This is a genomic window from Eubacterium multiforme (assembly GCF_030813415.1).
Classification (GTDB): Bacteria; Bacillota; Clostridia; order Clostridiales; family Clostridiaceae; genus Clostridium; species Clostridium multiforme.
In genome coordinates this window covers 438,700-462,013 of record NZ_JAUSUF010000001.1, presented here as the reverse complement: position 1 = coordinate 462,013, position 23,314 = coordinate 438,700, and the positions used below count along the sequence as shown (strand labels likewise).

The 23,314-nt window shown below is 28.3% G+C and carries 21 protein-coding genes; 20 read left to right on the top strand and 1 reads right to left on the bottom strand.

What is annotated here, in order from left to right:
* The first annotated feature begins 45 nt into the window (after positions 1-45).
* The 4 genes from J2S18_RS02140 (at position 46) to J2S18_RS02125 (ending at position 6,019) form a co-directional block, all read left to right on the top strand.
* Entirely contained in the window at positions 46-2,061 is a 2,016-nt protein-coding gene (locus J2S18_RS02140) for an ATP-dependent helicase (RefSeq protein ID WP_307483519.1), read from the top strand.
* A gap of 89 nt (positions 2,062-2,150) precedes the next feature.
* On the top strand, positions 2,151-3,338 hold the full coding sequence (locus tag J2S18_RS02135; RefSeq protein ID WP_307482650.1) for a M20 metallopeptidase family protein: 1,188 nt from the start codon (positions 2,151-2,153) through the stop codon (positions 3,336-3,338).
* A 71-nt stretch (positions 3,339-3,409) separates the two neighbouring features.
* A complete protein-coding gene (locus tag J2S18_RS02130; protein WP_307482648.1) occupies positions 3,410-4,381 on the top strand; it encodes an RluA family pseudouridine synthase in 972 nt (323 codons plus the stop codon).
* Positions 4,382-4,396: 15 nt separating this feature from the next.
* Positions 4,397-6,019, top strand: a complete 1,623-nt coding sequence (locus tag J2S18_RS02125) for a putative polysaccharide biosynthesis protein (RefSeq protein WP_307482645.1) — start codon at positions 4,397-4,399, stop codon at positions 6,017-6,019.
* Between the two features lie 39 nt (positions 6,020-6,058).
* Here J2S18_RS02125 and spoVB read toward each other — a convergent pair whose 3' ends face one another.
* Entirely contained in the window at positions 6,059-7,552 is a 1,494-nt protein-coding gene (gene spoVB, locus J2S18_RS02120; RefSeq protein ID WP_307482643.1) for a stage V sporulation protein B, read from the bottom strand.
* A 132-nt stretch (positions 7,553-7,684) separates the two neighbouring features.
* Here spoVB and J2S18_RS02115 point away from each other — a divergent pair, with 132 nt between their 5' ends.
* The 16 genes from J2S18_RS02115 to J2S18_RS02040 all read left to right on the top strand — a co-directional run bounded on the left by J2S18_RS02115 (position 7,685) and on the right by J2S18_RS02040 (position 23,307).
* On the top strand, positions 7,685-8,182 hold the full coding sequence (locus tag J2S18_RS02115) for a hypothetical protein (protein WP_307482641.1): 498 nt from the start codon (positions 7,685-7,687) through the stop codon (positions 8,180-8,182).
* Positions 8,183-8,202: 20 nt separating this feature from the next.
* Entirely contained in the window at positions 8,203-9,867 is a 1,665-nt protein-coding gene (locus J2S18_RS02110) for a B12-binding domain-containing radical SAM protein (RefSeq protein WP_307482639.1), read from the top strand.
* 208 nt (positions 9,868-10,075) lie between these two features.
* Positions 10,076-10,402, top strand: a complete 327-nt coding sequence (locus J2S18_RS02105; RefSeq protein WP_307482637.1) for an ATPase — start codon at positions 10,076-10,078, stop codon at positions 10,400-10,402.
* The gene (locus tag J2S18_RS02100; RefSeq protein WP_307482634.1) at positions 10,389-12,338 is read left to right on the top strand and encodes a V-type ATP synthase subunit I; all 1,950 of its coding nucleotides are present in this window, start codon (positions 10,389-10,391) and stop codon (positions 12,336-12,338) included. Before J2S18_RS02105 ends, J2S18_RS02100 begins: the two co-directional genes overlap by 14 nt.
* A gap of 24 nt (positions 12,339-12,362) precedes the next feature.
* Positions 12,363-12,839, top strand: coding sequence for a V-type ATP synthase subunit K (locus J2S18_RS02095; protein WP_307482633.1), 477 nt, complete (start codon positions 12,363-12,365; stop codon positions 12,837-12,839).
* Positions 12,840-12,857: 18 nt separating this feature from the next.
* Positions 12,858-13,457 carry a V-type ATP synthase subunit E gene (locus J2S18_RS02090; protein ID WP_307482630.1) on the top strand — a complete coding sequence of 200 codons (600 nt, stop codon included), beginning with the start codon at positions 12,858-12,860 and terminating at the stop codon, positions 13,455-13,457.
* A 12-nt stretch (positions 13,458-13,469) separates the two neighbouring features.
* On the top strand, positions 13,470-14,471 hold the full coding sequence (locus J2S18_RS02085) for a V-type ATP synthase subunit C (protein WP_307482628.1): 1,002 nt from the start codon (positions 13,470-13,472) through the stop codon (positions 14,469-14,471).
* Positions 14,464-14,775, top strand: a complete 312-nt coding sequence (locus J2S18_RS02080; protein ID WP_307482626.1) for a V-type ATP synthase subunit F — start codon at positions 14,464-14,466, stop codon at positions 14,773-14,775. The genes J2S18_RS02085 and J2S18_RS02080 overlap by 8 nt, the downstream gene beginning before the upstream one ends.
* An 18-nt stretch (positions 14,776-14,793) precedes the next feature.
* On the top strand, positions 14,794-16,572 hold the full coding sequence (locus J2S18_RS02075; protein WP_307482623.1) for a V-type ATP synthase subunit A: 1,779 nt from the start codon (positions 14,794-14,796) through the stop codon (positions 16,570-16,572).
* On the top strand, positions 16,565-17,944 hold the full coding sequence (locus J2S18_RS02070) for a V-type ATP synthase subunit B (RefSeq protein WP_307482618.1): 1,380 nt from the start codon (positions 16,565-16,567) through the stop codon (positions 17,942-17,944). The genes J2S18_RS02075 and J2S18_RS02070 overlap by 8 nt, the downstream gene beginning before the upstream one ends.
* Positions 17,945-17,947: 3 nt before the next feature.
* On the top strand, positions 17,948-18,589 hold the full coding sequence (locus J2S18_RS02065; RefSeq protein WP_307482616.1) for a V-type ATP synthase subunit D: 642 nt from the start codon (positions 17,948-17,950) through the stop codon (positions 18,587-18,589).
* 230 nt (positions 18,590-18,819) lie between these two features.
* Positions 18,820-19,773, top strand: coding sequence for an MraY family glycosyltransferase (locus J2S18_RS02060; RefSeq protein WP_307482614.1), 954 nt, complete (start codon positions 18,820-18,822; stop codon positions 19,771-19,773).
* Between the two features lie 141 nt (positions 19,774-19,914).
* Positions 19,915-20,463, top strand: a complete 549-nt coding sequence (locus J2S18_RS02055; RefSeq protein ID WP_307482611.1) for a GNAT family N-acetyltransferase — start codon at positions 19,915-19,917, stop codon at positions 20,461-20,463.
* A 380-nt stretch (positions 20,464-20,843) separates the two neighbouring features.
* Positions 20,844-21,296 (top strand): S-ribosylhomocysteine lyase, encoded by a 453-nt coding sequence (locus J2S18_RS02050; protein WP_307482609.1) that lies wholly within the window; start codon positions 20,844-20,846, stop codon positions 21,294-21,296.
* A gap of 317 nt (positions 21,297-21,613) precedes the next feature.
* Positions 21,614-22,468, top strand: coding sequence for a homocysteine S-methyltransferase family protein (locus J2S18_RS02045; RefSeq protein ID WP_307482607.1), 855 nt, complete (start codon positions 21,614-21,616; stop codon positions 22,466-22,468).
* A gap of 167 nt (positions 22,469-22,635) precedes the next feature.
* Positions 22,636-23,307: a TVP38/TMEM64 family protein gene (locus J2S18_RS02040; RefSeq protein WP_307482604.1), complete on the top strand. Its 672-nt coding sequence runs from the start codon at positions 22,636-22,638 to the stop codon at positions 23,305-23,307.
* Positions 23,308-23,314 lie beyond the last annotated feature (7 nt).

Here is a 23,314-nt window from a genome sequence, read left to right as displayed (position 1 = left end):
GTTATTCCCTATAAAATGTGGCAATAATCAATAATAAAGGAGGGAATTTTAGTGAATTTAGATTTATTTCAGCAAGGTGCAGTTAATGCAAAAGAAAGAAATGTACTAGTTGTTGCAGCACCAGGTTCTGGAAAAACTACAGTTATAATAAATAGAATAAATTATCTTGTGAATAATTTCAAAGTATATAACAAAAATATTATAGTTATAACTTTTACGAAATCTGCAGCTTTGAATATGAAAGATAGATATATAAAGAGATTTAATCTTGAAAGGACTCCTTTTTTTGGAACATTTCATGGATTATTTTATAAAATGTTAATTAGAGAAAATTATAAGATACAAATAATAGAATCTTATAAGACACATAAATTAATAGAGGGAGTATTAAAAAAATATTTTGATGATATAAATGAGGATAAGATTAAAGAAGTTATAAATAATATATCTTTATTTAAAAACTCTAGAACTACTTTAGGGGAATTTAAGCCATCAATAACAAAAGAAATCTTTGAAGATTGTGTCACAGTTTATAGTGATTATAAAAGAAGTAATAATCTTTGGGATTTTGATGATTTAGCACTAAAGGTATTAGAACTTTTAAAGGAGAATAAAGGACTTAGAGATGGTTATAGAGACCTTTTTAAATATATATTAGTAGATGAGTTTCAAGATTGTGATGAACTTCAGATAGAATTTTTAAAAATGATGAATGAGGGAGAGAAAAATTCACTTTTTGCAGTGGGGGATGAAGACCAATGTATATATTCATTTAGAGGTTCAAAGCCGGAGTATATGGTAATCTTTAATAATATATTTAAAGGTGGAAAAAAGTATTATTTATCAAAAAATTATAGAAGTTCAAAGAATATAATAGATGGAGCAAAAAAGGTAATAGAATATAATAAGGAAAGAAATAAAAAAGAAATTATAGCAAATAAAGAAGAGGATGGAATAATAAAAGTTTCCTTTCCTTATGATGAAAAAATTCAAGGGGAAGAAATTGTAGATAAAATAAAAGGATTAATTAAAGATAATAAATATACATATAAAGATAATATTATTTTATATAGAACTAATATAGAGGCTATGACCTTTATTGATGTTTTTACTAGAAAAAAGATTCCTTTTACATTGTTAGATAAGGAATATAACTTTTTTGAACATTTTATATGTAAGGATGTATTAACTTATTTAAAATTATCATTAGACCCCTTTGATAGAGAAGCTTTTTTAAAGATTATAAATAAACCTTTTAGGTATGTAAGTAAAAGCAATTTAGCTTATGTTAGAAACTTTAAAGAATATAAAGATCCCTTTGAAATATTAATGGAGAAGAAAGATACTCCACCTTTTCAAATAAAAAAATTAGATGATCTTAGAAAAGATATACAATATTTATCTAAGTTATCTTTAAGTAGTGCAATACAGTTTATAATAAGTGACTTAGGATATTTAGATTATTTAAAAACTTATTGTGAAAAATTCAATCAAAGCTTAGATGATTTAGAGGAAATACTAGAAGAGTTTAAAATATCTGCAAGTGGATTTAAAACTATAATAGAATTTTTTACTCATATTGAAAATGTTAAAGAAGAGATTGAAATGTCAAAAAATAAAACTGATGAAGATAGGGTGTTATTAAGCACTATTCATAGAGTTAAGGGAATGGAATTTAAAAATGTATTTCTTGTAAATTGTAATGAAGATACTATTCCGCATATATCAGCTGGAGAGGACAATATAGAAGAGGAGAGAAGATTATTTTATGTTGGAATAACAAGGGCTATAGATAATCTTTATATAATTGCGCCTAAAACAAAGGGAGGAAAGTTTAAAGAAGTTTCTAGATTTATTAAAGAAACTGAATTTAAAAATGAAGAGGAAGAATCTCATGATTTAAAAAAGGGTACAGTTGTTTATCATAATGGAAGAAAAGAAGAAGGAATAGTTGATGATTGCAAAGGGGATAGGATTAATATATTATTTAAAGATGGAATAATTAGAAGTTTTTCAATAAAGGTTCTTTTAGAGAGAAATCTTCTTATGATAATAGAATAAAAAATGGTATACTTATATATGGTATAAATTAATGTGGAAATATAGTTTATTATGTAATAGATATAATGTATAGTTATTGGAGGGATAAGATGATTAATTTTAAAGATGAAGCAAATAAACTTAAGAGAGATTTAATAGATATAAGAAGAGATATTCATATGCACCCAGAAGTAGGTTTTGAAGAGTTTAGAACATCTACTTTAATAAAAGAGTTTTTAAAAAGAGAAGGGATAGAATATAGAGAAGTTGCTGGTACTGGGGTATGTGCTTTAATTAAAGGTACAAAGGAAGGAGCTAGTGATAAAACTATTGCTTTAAGAGCTGATATGGATGCGCTTCCAATTCAAGATAAAAAAGTATGTGAATATAGCTCAAAAATTCCAGGAAAGATGCATGCTTGTGGTCATGATGCTCACACAACAATTCTTTTAGGAGCATCTAGAATATTAAATGCTAATAAAGATTTATTTAGTGGAAATGTAAAGTTATTATTTGAACCAGCAGAGGAAACAACTGGAGGAGCAAGATTAATGATAGAAGAAGGAGTTCTTGAAAATCCAAAGGTTGATAGAGTAATTGGACTTCATGTATCAGAAGATACTGAATGTGGAACAATTAAAATTAAGAAGGGTGTTGTAAATGCAGCTTCAAATCCATATACAATAAAGGTAAAGGGTAGTGGAGGACATGGTGCAGCACCAAATACAACAGTAGACCCTATTGTTATTGGAGCTAATATAGTTTCAACTTTGCAAACAATAGTAAGTAGAGAAATTTCACCTGTAAATCCATCAGTTGTAACTGTTGGGAGCTTTCATGCAGGAACTGCTCAAAATATAATTCCAGAAGAGGCAGAAATTTCAGGTATAATAAGAACTATGACACCAGAGGATAGAAAATATGCTTGTAAAAGACTTTGCGAAATAGCAGAAGGAATTGCAGCTACTTCAAGGGGAAGTGCAAAGGTAACTATTGAGGAAAGCTATCCATGTCTTATAAATAATAATGAATGTGTAGATTTAGTTAAAGAAGCAGCTATAAAGGTTCTTGGAAGAGAAAATGTATTAGAACAAAAGGCTCCAAGTATGGGAGTTGAAAGTTTTGCATACTTTGCAATGGAAAGAGATGCTGCCTTTTACTTCTTAGGAACTTCAAATGCAGCTAAAGGAACAGGAAAAGCTGCACACAGTAGCTTATTTGACATAGATGAAGATGCAATACCTTTAGGGGTAGCAATTCAATGTCAATCAGCTTTTGATTATTTGACAATGGAGTAAATAAATATTAACCTATAAAAATGTAGAAAAAGATTCACGAAAGAAGTTTGATTATTAGGAGTGATTATAGAGTGAAAATAGAAATAGGAGCTAACGAAGCAGGACAAAGGCTTGATAAATTTCTAAGAAAATTATTAAAAGATGTTCCGCTAAGTGCTATATTTAAGGCCCTTAGAAAAGGTGATGTTAGAGTAAACGGGAAAAAACAAAAAGAAAAATATACATTAGAAATAAATGATGAAGTTGAAATAAGATATATACAAAGTCAAAAAATGACTGAAAAGAAGGAAACTTTTATAAAGGTTGATCCAAGATCACTAAAAGTTGCTTATGAAGATGAAAATTTATTAGTTGTTGAAAAATGGCCAGGAATTTTAGTTCATCCAGATAGCAACAAAAAGATACCTTCACTTACTGATTTTGTACTATCATATTTAAATGGAAAAGGTGATTATCTTCCAGAAAAAGAAATTACATTTACTCCAGCATCATGTAATAGACTTGATAGAAATACTTCAGGAGTAGTTATTTTTGGAAAGAATTTCGAAGGGTTAAGAGAACTTAACGAAATAATTAGAGAGGGTAAAGTAAAAAAATACTATAACACTTTAATTAAAGGAAAAATCAAAGATGGACTTTATAAAGGTTACATATTAAAAAATGAAGAAAATAATGTATCAAAAGTTTATGATAAAAAAGTTAAAGACTCAAAAGAAATTTCTATGGAAGTTAAAACTATACAAACAGATGGTGCTTTTTCATTTTTAGAAATTGACTTAATAACAGGAAGAAGCCATCAAATAAGAGCTCATTTAGCACATTTAGGTAATCCTATTATAGGGGATGAAAAATATGGTGATAGACAACTAAATTCATATTTTGTAAATAAATATGGTTTAGAATTTCAATACTTATATGCATATAAATTAAACTTTAAAAACATAGATGGAAAGCTTGCTTATTTAAAAGATAAAGTTATAACAGTAGCATTACCACCTATATTTAAAAAGATTAAGAAAGATATATTTAAAATCAGATTATAGGATAGGGGATTAAAAATGAGGGAAGAGTCATCATCCACTAGAGGGTTTATGATACTATCTTTTGCTGGTATATTTGCAAAGGTCCTATCAGCGTTTTATGTTCCGTTATTAAATAGAATTATTGGTGTAGAAGGCGTAGGAATGTATTCGAGAAGTTATGACATCTTCATGTTTGTTTATGCAATAACAAGTATGGGATGCCAACCGGCAGTAGCAAAGGTTGTAGCTGAACTTAAAGCTCTAGGAAATGAAAGAGATACCATTAAAGCTTTAAAGATTTCGAGAAAGGTTTATGGGTTAATTGGGGGAGCATTAACTATTTTACTTTTACTTTTTGCTTATCCAATTGCAAGAATAGGTGAAATACAAAATTCTACATTTGCAATAATGTTTTTGGCACCAAGCATACTATTAACAGCTGTATTGTCTGCTTATAGAGGTTATTTTCAAGGTAAGAATGAAATGACTGGAATAGCAATATCACAAATATTAGAACAATTATTAAATGTATTTGTTAGTTTGTTATTTGCCTTCCTTCTTTATCATATAAGTTTACCAATGGGGGCAGCAGGAGGAACAATAGGTACTTCTGTTGGAGCTGTTGTTGCAATATTTTATCTTGTATACATATATGATAAGAGAAAATTTGAAGAGGAAGCATTAAATGCTCCAAAAGTAGGTAGAAGAATTACTTCAAAGGCAATACTTAGAAAATTAGTTAGATATGCATTTCCAATAACATTAAGCGCAGGGATACAAAATTTTGGTGGTATGATTGATATGATGAATGTTAGCCGTAGATTAATACATGCAGGATTTACAAAGGCTCAATCAGATACACTTTATGGACTTTTGTATAATTATAAAGTATTAATAGGAGTTCCTCTTATTATTGTAACTGCCCTTACTACTATAGTATTACCAGCAGTTTCAAAAGCATCAGCCTTAAAGGATAGGAAATCAATAAGAAGAAGTGCTAATTTTGCATTTAGAATTACATTTGCAATAACTATTCCATCAGCTGTAGGACTTACAGTTTTAAATAATGATATATATACACTGCTTTATCAAAGTGATAGAGGAGCTTATATTATGGAATATGGTGCCTTTATATTAGTTCTTACTGCAATTGCACAACTTCAAAGTGTAATACTTCAAGGGATAAGTGAGTTTTATCCAATGATTATATCTTTTTCAATAGGAATTGTGCTTAAAATTGCTGCAAACTTTATTTTAGTTGGAATTCCATCAATAAATATACTAGGGGTTTTAATAGGTAACTTCTTATGTTACTTTGTACCTATATTAATAAATCATAGAATTCTAACAAGAAGTATAAGATACAAAGTTCCTATGCTAAAAAATTGTGTTAAGCCAATACTAGCATCAATATGTATGGCAGCTGTAATATTCATTTTAAAACAACCAATAATGATTTTAGGTGGATTCCTTGGAACTTCAAGAATAATTATGTACTTATACACAGCTATATATACATTAGCATTAGTGGCTATAGGTGGCTTTGTTTATTTATATATAATGATAGTATTAGGTGGAATAAGAAAGTTAGATATAGAATCTATATCACCAAGAGTATATACTATGCTTCCAAGATTTATGAGAAGAAAATTAATGTAAAAATATTAAAAGATGTAGGAAAATTTTCCTACATCTTTTTTAGTATTCCCCAAACCTAGAATAATATATAAAAATAAGAAAAGTAATTAATACTACAAATAATGTTTCAAAAGTACCAAGAGGATATAAAAATCTTTTTATAAATATGTTTAAAATTAAAAAAGTTAATATGGCTAAAAGTATAAATATTAAAACATTAGTTAATGAAATATTTATTTTAATCTCCTTTTTTACTTCATATAAATTTAAAATAATAGAAAAAGATGAAGTTATAAATAATGTTATGCTATAGCCATAAATATTTATATTAGGTATGGAAGTGAAAATAAATAAACATATTAATTCCATTAAAGCAATTATAAATGAATTTCTTACTATAATCCCTTGTTTATTTAATCCGTTTAAAACTCCAAACATTATAGAGGAAGTAAAAAATATTGGCGCTGATAAAGAAGCCATAAAAATAAAACTACCTAAGTCATTTCGACTATAAAATAAATTACCTAATTCATAAGGAATTAATGAGCAAATAACTGTTGTAGATAATCCTAGTAAAAAGGAAATTTTCATAACTTTCTTTATTCTTACAGAAGCCTCATAGCTATCTCCCCTACTTAAGGATTGAGATAAATCAGGTATTAAAAGAGAATTTATAGAATTAACAACTATTAGAGGAATCCCAATTAAAGTAACAGCCATTCCAGTATATTTACCAATTAAAGATAAAGCCTCTCCATAAGAAAATCCAGCAGCTAAAAGTCTTCTTGGAACAATTAATGTAGACAAAGTAGCAAAAATATTACTTAAAAATCCATTAATACATAATGGAAGGGAAATAATTAAAACATTAAAAAGAAGCTGGGCTCTCCCTTCTGGTTTAATATTAGATTTAGGTAATTTTCTAATACATTTTCTATAATAAAAGAATAATAGTATTAAACTCTGAAATTCTCCAATTGCAAGAGAAACATAGGCTAAAGTTACAAGAGTAGTTAAATTTTCTGTACTAAAAGCATATACCAAAATAGTAATTGTAATTATCCTCATACCTTTTTCAAATATATCTACAAGTGCTGGAACTTTTATTTTTGATACACCTAAAAAATATCCCTTTAAAATATTGCTAAGAGAAATAAAAATCATAGCAGGGCATGTAACCTTAATTGCATTAATGGTTCTAACATCATTTATTCCATACTTACTAATGAAAGGTGCAAGGAAGAACACTAAAATACCTATTAAAAGAGCCCAGATAATATTAAAAAGAGCAACAGAGTTTATTGTTTTAGTTAAATTATTAGTTTCATTTCTTTCAGAATAAACAGCAGACACTTTAGAAAGTGCAGCAACAATACCAGCTGTCATTAAACATATAAATAGATTGTAAATTGGCATAATTATGTTATAAAGTCCAATGCCTTCAGCTCCTAAAATTTTGGACAAGTATATAGAAAAGGCAAAGCCTAATAAACCTGTAGTTATATTTGAAGCTGTAAGTATAAATGAATTCTTAAAAAAATTATCTTTCTCCAAAATAAAGTCTCACCCCTTTAAACTACAGTAAATAATATTCAAGTTAAGGTTAAGTTATACAACTTATTTTACTTTATATAAAAGTAAATAAATGGTAATATAGAAATATATTATGTTAAAAGGGTGGGATTTATGAAAAAAACCTTAGTGTTAAATTTAGAAAATATAAAAATTAAAGGGAACATTTTAGATGTTACATGTGATAACTTAGAGGTTATTAATAATCTTTCTGATGATATAGAAGAGGAATTAGCAATAGATGACTTTAAAGATGAAGACCAAAAATTATTAGAAAAAAATAAATATGATGTTTGTACCTTTTTCTTTAATCTTAATTCTTTTTGGAATATAAATAAAAAGGAAAATTTAATAAGTGAAATGTCAAATTATATAAAAGAAAATGGAGAAGTTTATATATGGGATATAAATAAAAATATAGGTGAATTAATTAATGTTAAGCTTAAATGTATACTACCTAATAGAGAAATAAAAGAATATAAAATAAAGAATAACAATATATTTTCATCATCTAGTTTTGAAGAAACAAAAAAAATCCTTGAAAAAACTTTCAAAATAGAAGAAACTAAAGTTTGGGAAGATATTTATTTCATAAAAGGAATAAAAAAATAACTTTAGAGAGGAAGAATTTTATGAAGATATTACTTACAGCTATAAATTCAAAATTCATTCATAGTAATTTGGCTGTTAGATATTTAAAAGCATTTACAAAAGATATGCCTTTTGAATGTAAAATAAGAGAATTTTCAATTAATGATAGAGAAGAGAGAATTCTAGAGGAAATAATAAAGGAAAAGCCAGATGTAGTTGCCTTTTCAACTTATATATGGAATGTTGAAATGGTTGAAAGAATTTCTAATCTTATAAAAAAAGTAGACTCTAAAATAGAAATTTTATATGGTGGACCAGAAGTATCCTACGATAGTATTGTTTGTTTAAAGGAAACTGTTGGAGATTATGTAATAGAAGGAGAAGGAGAAAAAACCTTTAGAGAATTTGTAGAGTTTAAGTTAGGAAAAAGAGAAATAGATGATATAAGAGGATTAGTATATAAAAAAGATGGAGAAGTTAAATTTAATGGAAGCAGACCTCTTATGAATATGGATGATTTAGTATTTCCTTATGAAGAGGGAGAAAACTTAGATAATAAAATAGTATATTATGAAGCTTCAAGAGGTTGTCCATTTAATTGTAAATATTGTTTATCATCAACTATACATGGAGTTAGATTCCATAAAAGTGAAAGAGTAATTAAAGAACTTAAGTATTTTATTGATAAAAAAGTAAGGTTAGTTAAGTTTGTAGATAGAACTTTTAATTGTAATCATAAGTTTTCAATGGAAATATGGAAATTCTTAATAGAGTGTGATACAGATACGCAATTCCATTTTGAAATATCAGCAGATATTTTAAAAAATGAAGAAATAGAGCTTTTAAGAAATGCACCAGAGGGAAGATTCCAATTTGAAGTTGGAGTACAAACAACAAATGATGAAGTTCTTTCAAATATAAATAGATTTGTTAATTTTAGTGATATTAAAGAAAAGGTAGAGGAATTATTATCTATAAGAAATATAAAACAACATTTAGATCTAATTGCAGGCCTTCCAGGAGAGGATTATGATTCTTTCAAGAGGTCTTTTAATGCTGTCCATTTAATTAGACCTGAGGAGATACAATTAGGCTTTTTGAAATTGCTTAAAGGATCTTCTATGAGGGAAGAAAGTGAAAAATATGATATGAAATATTCTCCATATCCACCCTATGAAATATTAAGCACAAATAAGATAAGTTATTTGGAATTAATAGATTTAAAGAAGGTTGAACATATGGTAGATAAGTATTATAATAGTCAAAAGTTTAATAATATACTTAATTTTTTCTACCCTAAGTTTAAGGAACCTTTTGAATTATTTCATGAGTTATCAGTTTTTTATGATAATAAAGGATATTTTGATAGAAGTATAGGTAATAACGAATATTATAAAATTTTCTTAGATTTTAATAAAGAGATTTTAAATGGAGATAATAAAATTTTAAGGGAAGTAATAAGATATGATTATTTATTACATAATAAGAGAAGAGGAATTCCTGAGTATATAAAAAGTGATATCTCAAAAGAAGAGGAAAGAGAAATAAAAGAAGCTTTAAGGGAAACATATTCTTTCAGAGAATACACAATAGAAAAATTTAATATTGATATTATTACATTTATAGAAAAAAATGAGATTTTAATATGTGATAAATATGCACTTTTAAATAATGACAAAAAATTTATTTTTTTAGGAAGTAAGTAAACAAACAATTGCAAAATAAGTCATATATTTACTTGCAATTCAAAAAGTTTACCTTTTGTTAATTAGTTTATGGACAAAAATAAAGAAATTTATTGAAATTATCCATAAAAAGTGTATAATTAAAGTTGTAAATAAAAAAGTAATTAATACTATATTAAGTATTAATTTATATATTATTACACATTCAAGTGCAAAAGGTGGTGAGATTTTGGCATTAGAAGCAATTAAAGAAATTAAAAAAGCAGAATCTGAAGCAGATGAAATGATTAAATCTGCTAACGTTGAAGCAAAGGATATCCTTCAAAAGGCTACCATAGAAGCTACTGATAATTATAATAAAGTTTTAGCAGAAGCTAAGGATAAGTGCAATAGTATAATAAATGATGCTGTTGAAGCCGGGAATAAGGAAGCTGAACCTATTTTATTAAAGGGAAAGCAAGAAGCCCAAGATATCTACAACATTGAAGAAGACAGAAAAAATAATGCTGTAAAATTAGTGATTGAGAGGATTGTGAAGATTCATGGCAATAGTTAAGATGAATAAGTTCACTTTGCTTAGTTTTGAATCAAAAAAAGATGCTCTTTTAGAAAAGCTGCAAGGATTCTCAGAAGTAGAATTTATAAATCTTCAAAATGAAGATTTTCTTGAAGATCATGAAGAGCTTAAAGAATTAGTTAAAGATTCTGTTGACTCAGAATATGCAAAGTGTGAAGAAGACTTATCTAAAGTAAGATTTACTTTAGAGTTTTTAAAAGACTATGTACCTCAAAAATCCGGTTTGAAAGCAATGCGTGAAGGAAAGAGAACTTTAACCTTAGATGAGCTTAAAGAACAAGTAGATAAAAGTGCTTGGGAAGAGCTTTATTGTAAGGTTAAAGAAAAAGAAGTTCACCTTGCAAATCTAGATAGTGAAAAAACTAAGTTAGAAGGAGATATAAATACTCTTAGACCATTAGAAGGTTTAGATGTATCTTTTGATGAATTAGAGAGTATTAAAACACCATATTTCTTAGGTTCTGTTGCAAAGCAATATGAAGAAGACTTAGTTGAAGGATTATCTAATTGTTATTTAGAAATAATAACAAGAAGTAACCAAGATATTTTCTTTTTAGCTTTATGCAATAAAGAAGATAAGGAAGAGATTGAAGAGGTCCTAAGAGGATTAGGTTTTAGTTCTTTTAAAATTGAACATACTGAAACTCCAATAAAGATTATTCATAATAATATGGATAGAATTGAAAAGATTGAAAGTGAAAAATTCTTTATTAAAGAAGAATTAGCAACTTTAGAAGAAGAAGTTAAATATTTAGAACTTGCTTATGAATATTATCATAATATTTATACAAGAAAAACTGTAAAGAATAATTTCTTAAAGACAAATAAGGTATCTTTAATACAAGGTTGGATTCCAATATCAGAAAATGAAAAGTTTTCAAAAATAGTTAAAGATATATTGGGAGAAAACTATTACCTTAAATTTGATGATGTAAAAGAAGAAGAGTTAGATGATGTTCCAATAAAATTAAAAAATAATGATTTAAATGGAGCATTTGAAAATATTACAGAAATGTATAGTTTACCAAAATATAATGAAATTGACCCAACACCAATTTTAGTACCATTTTTCTTAATATTCTTTGGAATGATGGTTGCAGACGTTGGTTATGGAGTTTTACTTCTTATAGGTGCAACTTTAGCATTAAAAGTATTGAAGTTAGATGATGGACAAAGACAATTTGCTAAGTTTTTCTTCTACTTAAGTTTCCCAACAATAGTATTTGGATTTGTGTATGGAGCAGTATTTGGAGATTTAATAAAATTACCAGCTCTTATAGATACAAATAAAGATATTACAACCATACTTATTTTATCAATAGCCTTTGGTGTAGTTCAAATATTCTTTGGACTTGGCGTTAAAGCTTATGTATTAATAAGAAATGGAAGACCATTTGATGCTTTTTGTGACGTAGGATCATGGGTTATAACATTAGTTTCAATAGCTGCCTTTGGATATGGTGGATTTGCTGGAAATCCAATTGTTAAGACTATTGGTATGTGGTGTATGATAATCGGTATGGTACTTATTGTTTTAACACAAGGAAGACATATGAAATCTGTTGGTGGTAAGCTTGGAGAAGGATTATATGCTTTATATGGAATAACAGGATATATAGGAGATTTAGTTTCATATACAAGATTAATGGCCTTAGGTTTAGCTGGAGGAGCTATAGCTGGAGCAATTAACCTTATTATAAGTATGTTCCCAGGAGTAGCATTAATTATATTTGGACCAGTAGTATTCATTCTAGGCCAAATATTTAACTTTGGATTATCATTATTAGGAGCTTATGTTCACACATGTAGATTAGAATATGTTGAATATTTCTCAAAGTTTTATGAAGGTGGCGGAAAGCCATTTAAACCATTTAAGACATTAGATAAATATATAAAAATAAAAAGAGAAATTTAATTTAGTAAACAGGAGGAATTTAAAATGAATACTTGGATAGAGTTTTTTACACAAAATGGAGGATTTGTATTTGCAGCAATTGGTGTTGCATTAGCAGTTGGTTTATCAGGAATAGGTTCAGCTAAAGGGGTTGGATTAGTTGGTGAAGCAGCAGCAGGATTAATGACAGAACAACCAGAAAAATTTGGTAAAGCCTTAGTTCTTCAATTATTACCAGGTACACAAGGTTTATACGGATTCGTTATAGGATTATTAGTTTTCTTAAAAATTACACCAGATATGTCATTCCAAAGCGGATTATATTTATTATTTGCATGTTTACCAATTGCTATAGCTGGATTATGGTCAGGTATTGCTCAAGGTAAGACAGCAGCTGCTGGTATTCAAATCTTAGCTAAAAAACCAGAACAAACAACTAAAGGTATTATATTTGCAGCAATGGTTGAAACATACGCACTATTAGGATTCGTTGTATCAATTTTATTAGTATTTAAGTTTTAATATTGAGGATGTGAAGTTATGTCAGATATAAAAAATCTTACTTCTAAAATCATAAGTGATGCGGAAGAAAGAAAGGAAAGCATAATTAAGTCTGCAAATGAAGAAAAAGCTAAAATAATTGCAAAAAAAGAATCTATTGCTGAATCAGAAAAGTTAGCAATGATTGAAAAAGCAAATATTGAAGCTAAAACAAGACATGAAAGAATAGTTTCAAGTGCAGAATTAAAGGCAAGAAATGAAAAACTTGCAGCTAAGCAAGTTGTAATAGATTCAGTTTTTGAGAAGAGCGTAGATGAATTATGTTCAATGTCAGATGAAGAAATGAAGAATTTCATGAAAAATGTGATAGTTAACTCAGATATAACTGGAGATGAAAATATTATTTTAAATGAAAAAGGTAAATCAATACTTGATGGAAAATTACTTGAAGAAATAAATAGTGAATTAAAATCAAAGGGTAAAAAGAGTGATCTTACTATAAGCAATGAAGTAAGAAACTTTAAAGGTGGATTTATCTTAGAAAAGGATGGCATAGAAATAAATAATACTTTTGAAGACTTAGTTAACTCATTAAGAGATGATTTAGAATTCGAAGTAGCTAAAGTTTTATTTAATTAAGGAGGATAACAAATGAATTCAATGGAATTTACTCAAGTTATACCAAGACTTAGGGTATTAGAAACAAGACTCCTTGATAAAGCTAAAATCGATAGAATGATTGATGGAGATTCTTCAAATGAAGCAATTAAGGTGCTTCAAGAATCTGAGTATGCCAATGTAATGACAGGTGTTAAAAGACCAGAAGATTATGAAATGGTGCTTGCAAGAGAACTTAAAAGAATATATGAACTTATGTATGATGCATCACCATCAAAAACTTTAATAGATATAATGAGCATTAAATATGATTACCATAATGTAAAGGTGATTTTAAAAGGAATGTTCCTTAAAAAAGATTTTAGTGATATGTTAATTCCAGTAGGAAAAGAAGACACAGCACTATTAAAGCATAGTATTGAAAATAATAACCTTGGTGATTTACCTAAAATAATGAGATCTGGTATTGAAGAAGCTAAGGAAGATTTTGAGGCAACTAAAGATCCTCAAAAAATTGATATTATTTTAGATAATGCTATGTTTAAGGAAATGAAGGAAATAGCTAAGAAGCTAGATGATAGATTTGTTGATAAATATGTTAGAGTGTTAATTGATTCTACAAACATAAAGACTCTATTAAGAGTAAAGAAACAAAATAAAGATAGAGATTTCTTAGGAGAAGTTTTAATAAAAGGTGGAGCAATAGACGAGGATACGTTAATTTCTTTACTAAATGATGCTCCAGAGAATATATCTAACAAACTAGCTTTCACTGATTATGGAGAAATGATAAAGGTTGGAATTGAAAGTTATACTAAAACTGGATCAGCAAGCCTTTTAGAAAAGTTAATAGATAACTATTTAATGGATATGATGAAGGAAGCTAAATTTATTCCATTTGGAGTAGAACCAGTTTTAGCTTATATCTATGCTAAAGAAACAGAAATAAAAGTTATAAGAATCATAATGGTTGGTAAACTCAATAATATCTCAGGGGAAGTAATTAGAGAAAGGCTGCGTGATATTTATGTATAAGAAGATCGGTGTAGTTGGAGATAAGGATTCCGTTTTAGCATTTAAAGCTTTAGGAATAGATGTATTTCCAGTTGTAGAAGCTGATGAAGCTAAAAAAACTATAGATAGATTAGCAATGCAAGATTACGCAGTTATATTTGTTACTGAGCAAGTAGCAAAAGAAGTAGAAGAAACTATTGAAAGATACAATAGGGCAACACTTCCAGCTGTAATATTAATTCCAAGTAATCAAGGATCATTAAATATAGGAATGCAAAGAATCAGCGATAATGTTGAGAAAGCTGTTGGCGTTAATATCTTATAGGAAGGTAGGTTTTGTAAGGTGAAGACCGGAAAAATAATTAAAGTTTCAGGACCTTTAGTTGTTGCTGAAGGTATGGATGAAGCTAACATATTTGACGTATGTAAAGTTGGAGAAAAAGGTCTTATCGGTGAAATCATAGAAATGAGAGGCGATAAGGCATCAATACAAGTATATGAAGAAACTTCAGGAATAGGACCTGGGGACCCAGTTGTAACAACTGGAGAACCATTAAGTGTTGAACTTGGACCAGGACTTATTGAAGCAATGTTTGATGGTATACAAAGACCACTTGATGCTTTTATGAAAGCAGCAGGTTCAGACTTTTTAACAAAGGGTATATCAGTTAAATCATTAGATAGAGAAAAGATGTGGGAGTTTGTTCCTACTGTTAAAGTTGGAGATGAAGTTGCTGCAGGAGATGTTATTGGAACAGTTCAAGAAACACCAGTAGTACTTCACAAAATAATGGTACCTTATGGTGTTGAAGGTAAAGTAAAAGACATCAAAGAGGGAACATTTAATGTTGAAGAAGTAGTATGTATCATTGAAAGCAAAGATGGAGACAAAGAAGTTAAGATGATGCAAAAATGGCCTGTAAGAAAGGGAAGACATTATGCAAATAAGTTAAACCCAGTTGCACCATTAACTACAGGTCAAAGAGTTATAGATACTTTCTTCCCAGTTGTTAAAGGAGGAGCTGCTGCAGTTCCAGGACCATTCGGAGCTGGAAAAACAGTTGTTCAACACCAAATAGCTAAATGGGGAGATGCTGAAATAGTTGTTTATGTTGGTTGTGGAGAACGTGGAAATGAGATGACAGACGTTCTAAATGAGTTCCCAGAACTTAAAGACCCAAAGACTGGTCAAAGCTTAATGAAGAGAACAGTTCTTATAGCAAACACATCAAACATGCCAGTTGCAGCTAGAGAAGCATCTATCTATACTGGAATAACAATAGCTGAGTATTTTAGAGACATGGGATATTCAGTAGCTATTATGGCTGACTCAACATCAAGATGGGCTGAGGCCTTAAGAGAAATGTCAGGTAGACTTGAAGAGATGCCTGGTGATGAAGGTTACCCAGCATACTTAGGATCAAGACTTGCAGATTATTATGAAAGAGCTGGTAAAGTTGTTTGTCTTGGAAAAGATGGAAGAGAAGGAGCAGTTACAGCAATCGGTGCAGTATCACCTCCAGGAGGAGATATTTCAGAGCCAGTTACTCAATCAACTTTAAGAATAGTTAAAGTTTTCTGGGGACTAGATGCACAACTTGCATATCAAAGACACTTCCCATCAATTAACTGGTTAAACTCATATTCATTATATGCAGATAGAATTGGTAAGTGGATGGATGAAGAAGTAGCACCTGATTGGTCAGAACTTAGACAAGAGGCTATGTCTTTATTACAAGAAGAAGCAAACTTACAAGAAATAGTTAGACTTGTTGGTATAGATGCTCTTTCAGAAGGGGATAGATTAAAACTTGAAATTGCAAAGTCAATAAGAGAAGACTATCTTCAACAAAATGCTTTCCATGAAGTAGACACATATTCTTCATTAAATAAGCAACATAAAATGTTAAAAATTATACTTCAATTTAAACATGAAGCAGAAAAAGCTTTAGAAAGTGGAGTATATCTAGATAAGATTTTAGGTATGAGCGAAATAAGAGATAGAATAGCAAGAGCTAAGTATATCCATGAAGACGACCTAGCAAAAATCGATAAAATCGGAGTTGATTTAACATCTGAGATGAATAAATTAATCAGCGAAGGAGGGGTTCTAGATGCCTAAAGAATATAGAACAGTTACAGAAGTTGTAGGACCTTTAATGGCTGTTGAAGGTGTTGAAGGTGTTAAATATGATGAACTAGTTGAAATAGAATTACAAAATGGAGAAAAGAGAAGAGGTAAAGTACTAGAAGTTAATGGTTCAAAAGCTATGGTACAAATCTTTGAAGGTTCTTCAGGAATAAACTTAAAGGGAACTAAAGCAAAATTCTTAGGAAGACCACTTGAACTTGGTGTTTCAGAAGATATGCTTGGAAGAGTCTTTGATGGTATGGGAAAACCAATAGATAATGGTCCAAAGATAATACCAGAACAAAGACTTGATATAAATGGTGAAGCAATAAATCCAGTTGCTAGAGATTTCCCATCAGAATTCATTCAAACAGGAATATCAGCAATAGATGGACTTAACACTCTAGTTAGAGGACAAAAACTTCCAGTTTTCTCAGGAGCAGGACTTCCACATGCAGAACTTGCTGCACAAATAGCAAGACAAGCGAAAGTTTTAAATTCTGATTCAAAGTTCGCAGTTGTATTTGCGGCTATTGGTATTACATTCGAAGAAGCTCAATTCTTCGTTGATGAATTTAAAGAAACAGGAGCAATAGATAGATCAGTTCTATTTATGAACCTAGCTTCAGACCCTGCTATCGAGAGAATAGCTACTCCAAGAATGGCATTAACTACTGCTGAATATTTAGCATATGAAAAAGGAATGCACGTTCTTGTTATTATGACAGATATAACAAATTATGCAGAAGCATTAAGAGAAGTTTCAGCTGCAAGAAAAGAAGTTCCAGGTAGAAGAGGATATCCAGGATACCTATATACTGACCTTTCAACATTATATGAAAGAGCAGGAAGACTTAGAGGAAAAGAAGGTTCAATTACTCAAATTCCAATACTTACAATGCCTGAAGATGATAAGACACATCCAATTCCAGACTTAACTGGATATATAACAGAAGGACAAATAATTCTTTCAAGAGAACTTTACAAAAAAGGAATTATGCCTCCAATAGATGTTTTACCATCACTTTCAAGACTTAAAGATAAAGGTATAGGTAAAGGAAAAACTAGAGAAGACCATGCAGATACTATGAACCAATTATTCTCAGCATACGCTCAAGGTAAACAAGCAAAAGAATTATCAGCAATCTTAGGAGAGTCAGCTCTTTCAGAAACTGATAAGGCATTTGCTAAATTTGCAGAAGCTTTTGAAAATGAATATGTTTCACAAGGCTTTACTACAAATAGAACAATAATTGAAACTTTAGATTTAGGTTGGAAGTTATTAAGATTACTTCCAAGAACTGAACTTAAGAGAATTAGAGACGAATACCTTGAAAAATATATGCCAAGAGAGGAAGAATAGGCTATGGCTAAGTTAAATGTGAATCCTACTAGAATGGAACTCACAAAGCTAAAAAAGAGATTAACTACAGCTACTAGAGGTCATAAGCTTTTGAAAGATAAGCAAGATGAATTAATGAGACAATTCATAAACCTTGTAAAATATAATAACTCCATAAGAAAAGATGTTGAAGAGCAACTAGAAGGTTCTTTAAAAGATTTTGTTATGGCAAGAGCTGTTATGAGCTCAGAGTTTTTAGAGGAAGCAATTGCTTATCCAAAAGAAAGCATTTCAGTAGATGTTGGAAATAAAAACATAATGAGTGTTAACGTTCCTGTTATGAACTTTAAAAGACAGCTTGAAGGAGACGAAGGTAGTATCTTCCCATACGGATTTGCGAATACTTCATCAGAGCTTGATGATGCAATAACAAAGCTTTATGGAATATTACCAAAGCTTTTAGAGTTAGCAGAAGTAGAAAAGTCATGTCAACTTATGGCAGATGAAATAGAAAAAACTAGAAGAAGAGTTAACGCTCTTGAATATATGACAATTCCTCAACTTCAAGAAACAATAAAGTATATTAGAATGAAACTTGATGAAAATGAAAGAAGTGCTTTAACTAGACTTATGAAGGTTAAGAGCATGATTGAACAAAGAGGATAGTTATGGTATTTATTACACCTTAGAGTTTTTCTAAGGTGTAATTATTTTAGTATTAGACAGTATTAAAAATAAAAATTTAAGTGTTACCTATACTTGGTAAATACTTAAAAGTAAATTAAAATTGTATTAATATAATTGATAATAATATATATTAATAGTATAATTCATTGTAGGTTATAATTTCTTTAACATAGAATTTACAATCTAACGTGATTTAGGAGAAGGAACATATGTATTATTTTATAGAGTTTATGGTTTCTTTTTTATTGGTTGCATTACTTATGCCAATATTAATGAAATTATCAAATAAAATAGGTTTTACAGATAAACCTACCAAAAGAAAGAAACATAATAAAGTAACACCATTATGTGGTGGACTTGCAATGTTTATAGTATTTTTTATAGTATATTATTTTGTGGGAAAAGAAGATAAAAATGAAGCCATATGGATATTTATATCATCTATGCTAATATTACTTATAGGATTAATTGATGATTCTTATAAGGCAATTGGAAAGGAATTTCCTATATTACCAAGATTAATAATTCAAATATTAGCAGCAGTATTAGTATTTAATGCAGGAATTGCATTTAAAGGTTTTACTAACCCATTTACAGGTAATTATGTAGTCCTTAATTCCTTTTTACAGTTTGTTTTAAGCATAACTTGGATTTTTGGGGTTACTACAGTAATAAATTGGTCTGACGGAATGGATGGCCTTGCAGGAGGAATTTCATTAGTTTCCTCAATTACATTTTTTATAGCAGCAATAATTTTAGGACAAAATTATTCAGCAACTTCATCAATAATACTTGCTGGTGTAATAGCAGGATTCTTATTATACAACAAATATCCAGCTAAAGTTTTTATGGGAGATTCGGGAGCAAATTTCTTAGGATTTATTTTGAGTATAATTGCTTTAGATGGTGCATTTAAACAGGCTACGGTGCTTAGTTTGCTATTACCTATATTGGCACTTGCAGTACCTATATTTGATAATATATTTGTTATATTTAAAAGATTTAATGAAGGTAAGCCAGTATATCAAGCTGATAGAAGTCAAATGCATTTTAGATTAGAAGAAAAAGGCTTAAATAAGCCACAGGTTGTACATTTTATTGTTGGAATAAGTATAATATGCTCATTTTTATCAATAATATTATTATTTTATAATCATCCATAAAAAAATAAGCATCACCTTAAAATTTAAGGTGATGCTTATTTTTTTTATATAAATTGAGTATATTTAAATATAATAATGTAAATATTGACATATAAATATAATTTTGTTATTATGATTAGAAAATAAAAAGGGGGCTTTAAAATGTATAAAGGAAAAAAAGTAAGGCTTAGGGCTTATGGGGAAGAAGATATAAAAATAGTTCAAAATTTTATTAATGATTTTGAAGTAAAAAAGTTTATAGATCCTAATACACCATTTCCTATGACTTTTTGGCAAGAAGAAAATTGGGTTAAAAAAGATCGGAATTCAAATGATCAAACTTATGATTTTGCTATAGAAGAATTAGAAAGTGGAGAAATAATTGGTGGATGTAGTATTAATTCCACAAATATAAAAAATAGAAATTGTACTATAGGTATTATGATTGGAAATAAAAAGTATTGGGGCAAAGGATATGGTTATGATGCTTTATCAGTACTAATTAAATTTATATTTGAAGAATGTAATATGGAAAAGATAAAACTAGGGGTATACTCCTTAAATCCAAGAGCTTTGGCTTGTTACAAGAAGCTTGGCTTTAAAGAAGAAGGAAGACTTAAAAAGGAGATATTTAGAGAAGGAAAATATCATGACGAAATACTAATGGCTTTATTTAGAGAGGATTATTTAAATGATATAAATAGCTTATAATTTATATTTTAATGTATATAATATTTATAATTATACTTATAAATATAAGTTGCTAATTAACTAAATTTTACTTAAATTAATATAGAATTTGCTATTATACATTGATTGTCTTTATATAATTTTTAATTAATACTTATTTACACTTATGTAATATCAAAAGGTTGTACTTGAAAATATTTTTATATATTTATTACTATAAATTTTTATTATCTAGTTTAAATTTTGAAAAAGTGGGCATAATTAATAGTGAAAATGCTTTGTATAAATAAATAATAGAATTTTTATTCAAAATTTATGCATATATTTGATGAAGTTAGTATATAGATAGAATAATAAAATTAATTAAAAGTATAATAAAATGATTTATAGGAGGTAAAGGTATGAAAAAGATAGAAAGTTTTGATCTAGATATTACAAAGGCAAAGGCACCATTTATAAGAAAATCTTGTGTTTATGAAGGTGCAAATGGAGATAGAATAAGTAAGTTTGATATTAGATTTTTACAACCAAATGAAGAGTTTGATTTAGAGTCTATGAATGCTTTAGAGCATCATTTAAATTATTCTATTAGAGAAGAATTAGATGGAGTAATAGAAATTTCTCCTATGAATTCTAGAACTGGATTTTATTTAAGTGCTTGGGGAGATAAGGATTCTATAGAAATAAAAGCTGCTGTAGAAGCTGTATTAAGAAACTTATTAACTTTAGATAGTATACCAGAAGGAAATAAATTAGAGTGTAATCCTTGTGCAAACAACACTTTTTTAGGAGTGAAAGAGTGTGCAGAAAATGCAATAAGCAAGGGGTTTTCCCTAAATATATATGGAGAGTAATAGAAAGCCTTGTATTTTTAATAACTTTAAAAATAATTTATTTTTAAAATATTTAGGATACAGAGGAAATAGAATACGGCGAAAATATTATAAATTACAGGTGTAAAATATATTAAAGAAATTTACACCTGTTTTTTTTATTTTTCTATATTTTACCTAGTATTTGTGGGTAGATATTTTTTGAAGTATTTATTTTAAAATGTATTAGTTATTTTAAGTACTTAAAAATACTAATTAAAGATTAATGAAAATTTGTATTATATTATATAAACATATAAAATCAAGATATAGTTAAGTATAGAAATGAGTTGAAATATTTGAATATAAGAGAGTATATTAAAAATAATATTTTAATTTTTGATGGGGCTATGGGAACTATGCTTCAAAGGAAAGGATTAAATATAGGAGAAGGTACAGAAAAATTTAATATTACTCATAGTGAAATAGTAAAAAGTATACATAGGGAGTATATAGAGGCAGGAGCTAGGGTTATAACTACTAATACCTTTGGTGCAAATGAAATAAGACTTAAAAATACACCTTATTCTGTTGAAGAGATAATATGTAGTGCTATAAATATAGCTAAAGAAGCTATGAAAGGGAAAAGGGGCTTTATTGCTTTGGATATTGGGCCTATTGGAAGAAAAATAGGAGAAAATGAAGAAATAGATTTTAATAGAGCTAAAGATATTTTCAAAAGACAAATAAAAGAAGGAATAAAGTATGAAATTGATTTAGTCATTATTGAGACTATGACTGATTTATATGAAATGAAGTCAGCGATTTTAGGTGTAAAAGAAGTTTGTGATATTCCTATTTTTGCAACTATGGCCTTTTCAAAGGAAGGAAGAACTTACGGTGGATCCTTACCAGAGACTATGGCTTTACAATTAGAAAAGTTAGGTGTTGATGGAATAGGTGTAAATTGTACAGAAGAAGGTAAAAACCTTGAAGATATAGTGAGAAGAATAAGTGAAAATACAACTTTACCAGTAATAGTTATGCCAAATGCAGGAACTCCTAAAGTTATAAAGGGAAAATTAGAATATGATATTACTAAAGAAGAATTTAGTAAAGGTATAAAAAAGCTTATTAATAATGGAGTTTCAATAGTAGGAGGATGCTGTGGAACAACTCCTGAATTTATAAAAGAGCTTTCTAAAACATTATAAAAAATTAAGAGGTTTTTATGAATGCTTAAGAAATTCTTATAATTAACATATAAATTATAAATACTAACTAGGCTTACTTTACATTACTAAGTTTTTATGTTACTTTTAGTTATCAAAGCATAGGTTATATGAAAATTAATATAAGTATTTTAATAAGAGGAGTTTAAATGAGTAAAAGTAATAATATAAGTAAAATAAAGTTTTATATATTTCTAGTATTAGTAGTAGTTTGTTTATCTATATTAGTTAAAAATTTTGAGTTTATAAAGAGTTTAGATTTTGAAAAAGTATCAACGTTTATTAAAGAAAAAGGAGCCTTTTCTTCTTTAATATATGTAGGGATTTTTATATTAAAGCCATTTTTTGTAGTTATTCCAACAAATTTAATTGCAATAGTTGGAGGAACATTATTTGGTCCTATAAAGGGATTTTTACTTACAATGGTTGGATTTTTTATATCAGGTACAGTTGCCTTTTATACATCAAGGATTTTAGGAAGAGATTTTGTTGAAGGTATAATTGGAAACAGATTTATTAAATTAGATAAAAATATAGAGAAGAATGGATTTAGAATTTTATTTCTTTTAAGATTACCACCAATACTTCCTTTTGATCCATTAAGTTATGCCTGTGGATTTACTAAAATAAAATATAAAGATTTTATTTTAGCATCACTTTTGGGGGTTGTTCCAGAAACAATGTGTTATTCAATTCTTGGAAGAAGTTTTACTAATCCATTTTCAATTCAGTTTTTAATTCCAATAGGAATACTTATTATTGGAGTTATATCTTCAAAGTATTTAATAAAGTCAAAGAAAAATAGTAAAATAGAAAATTAATAGAAAG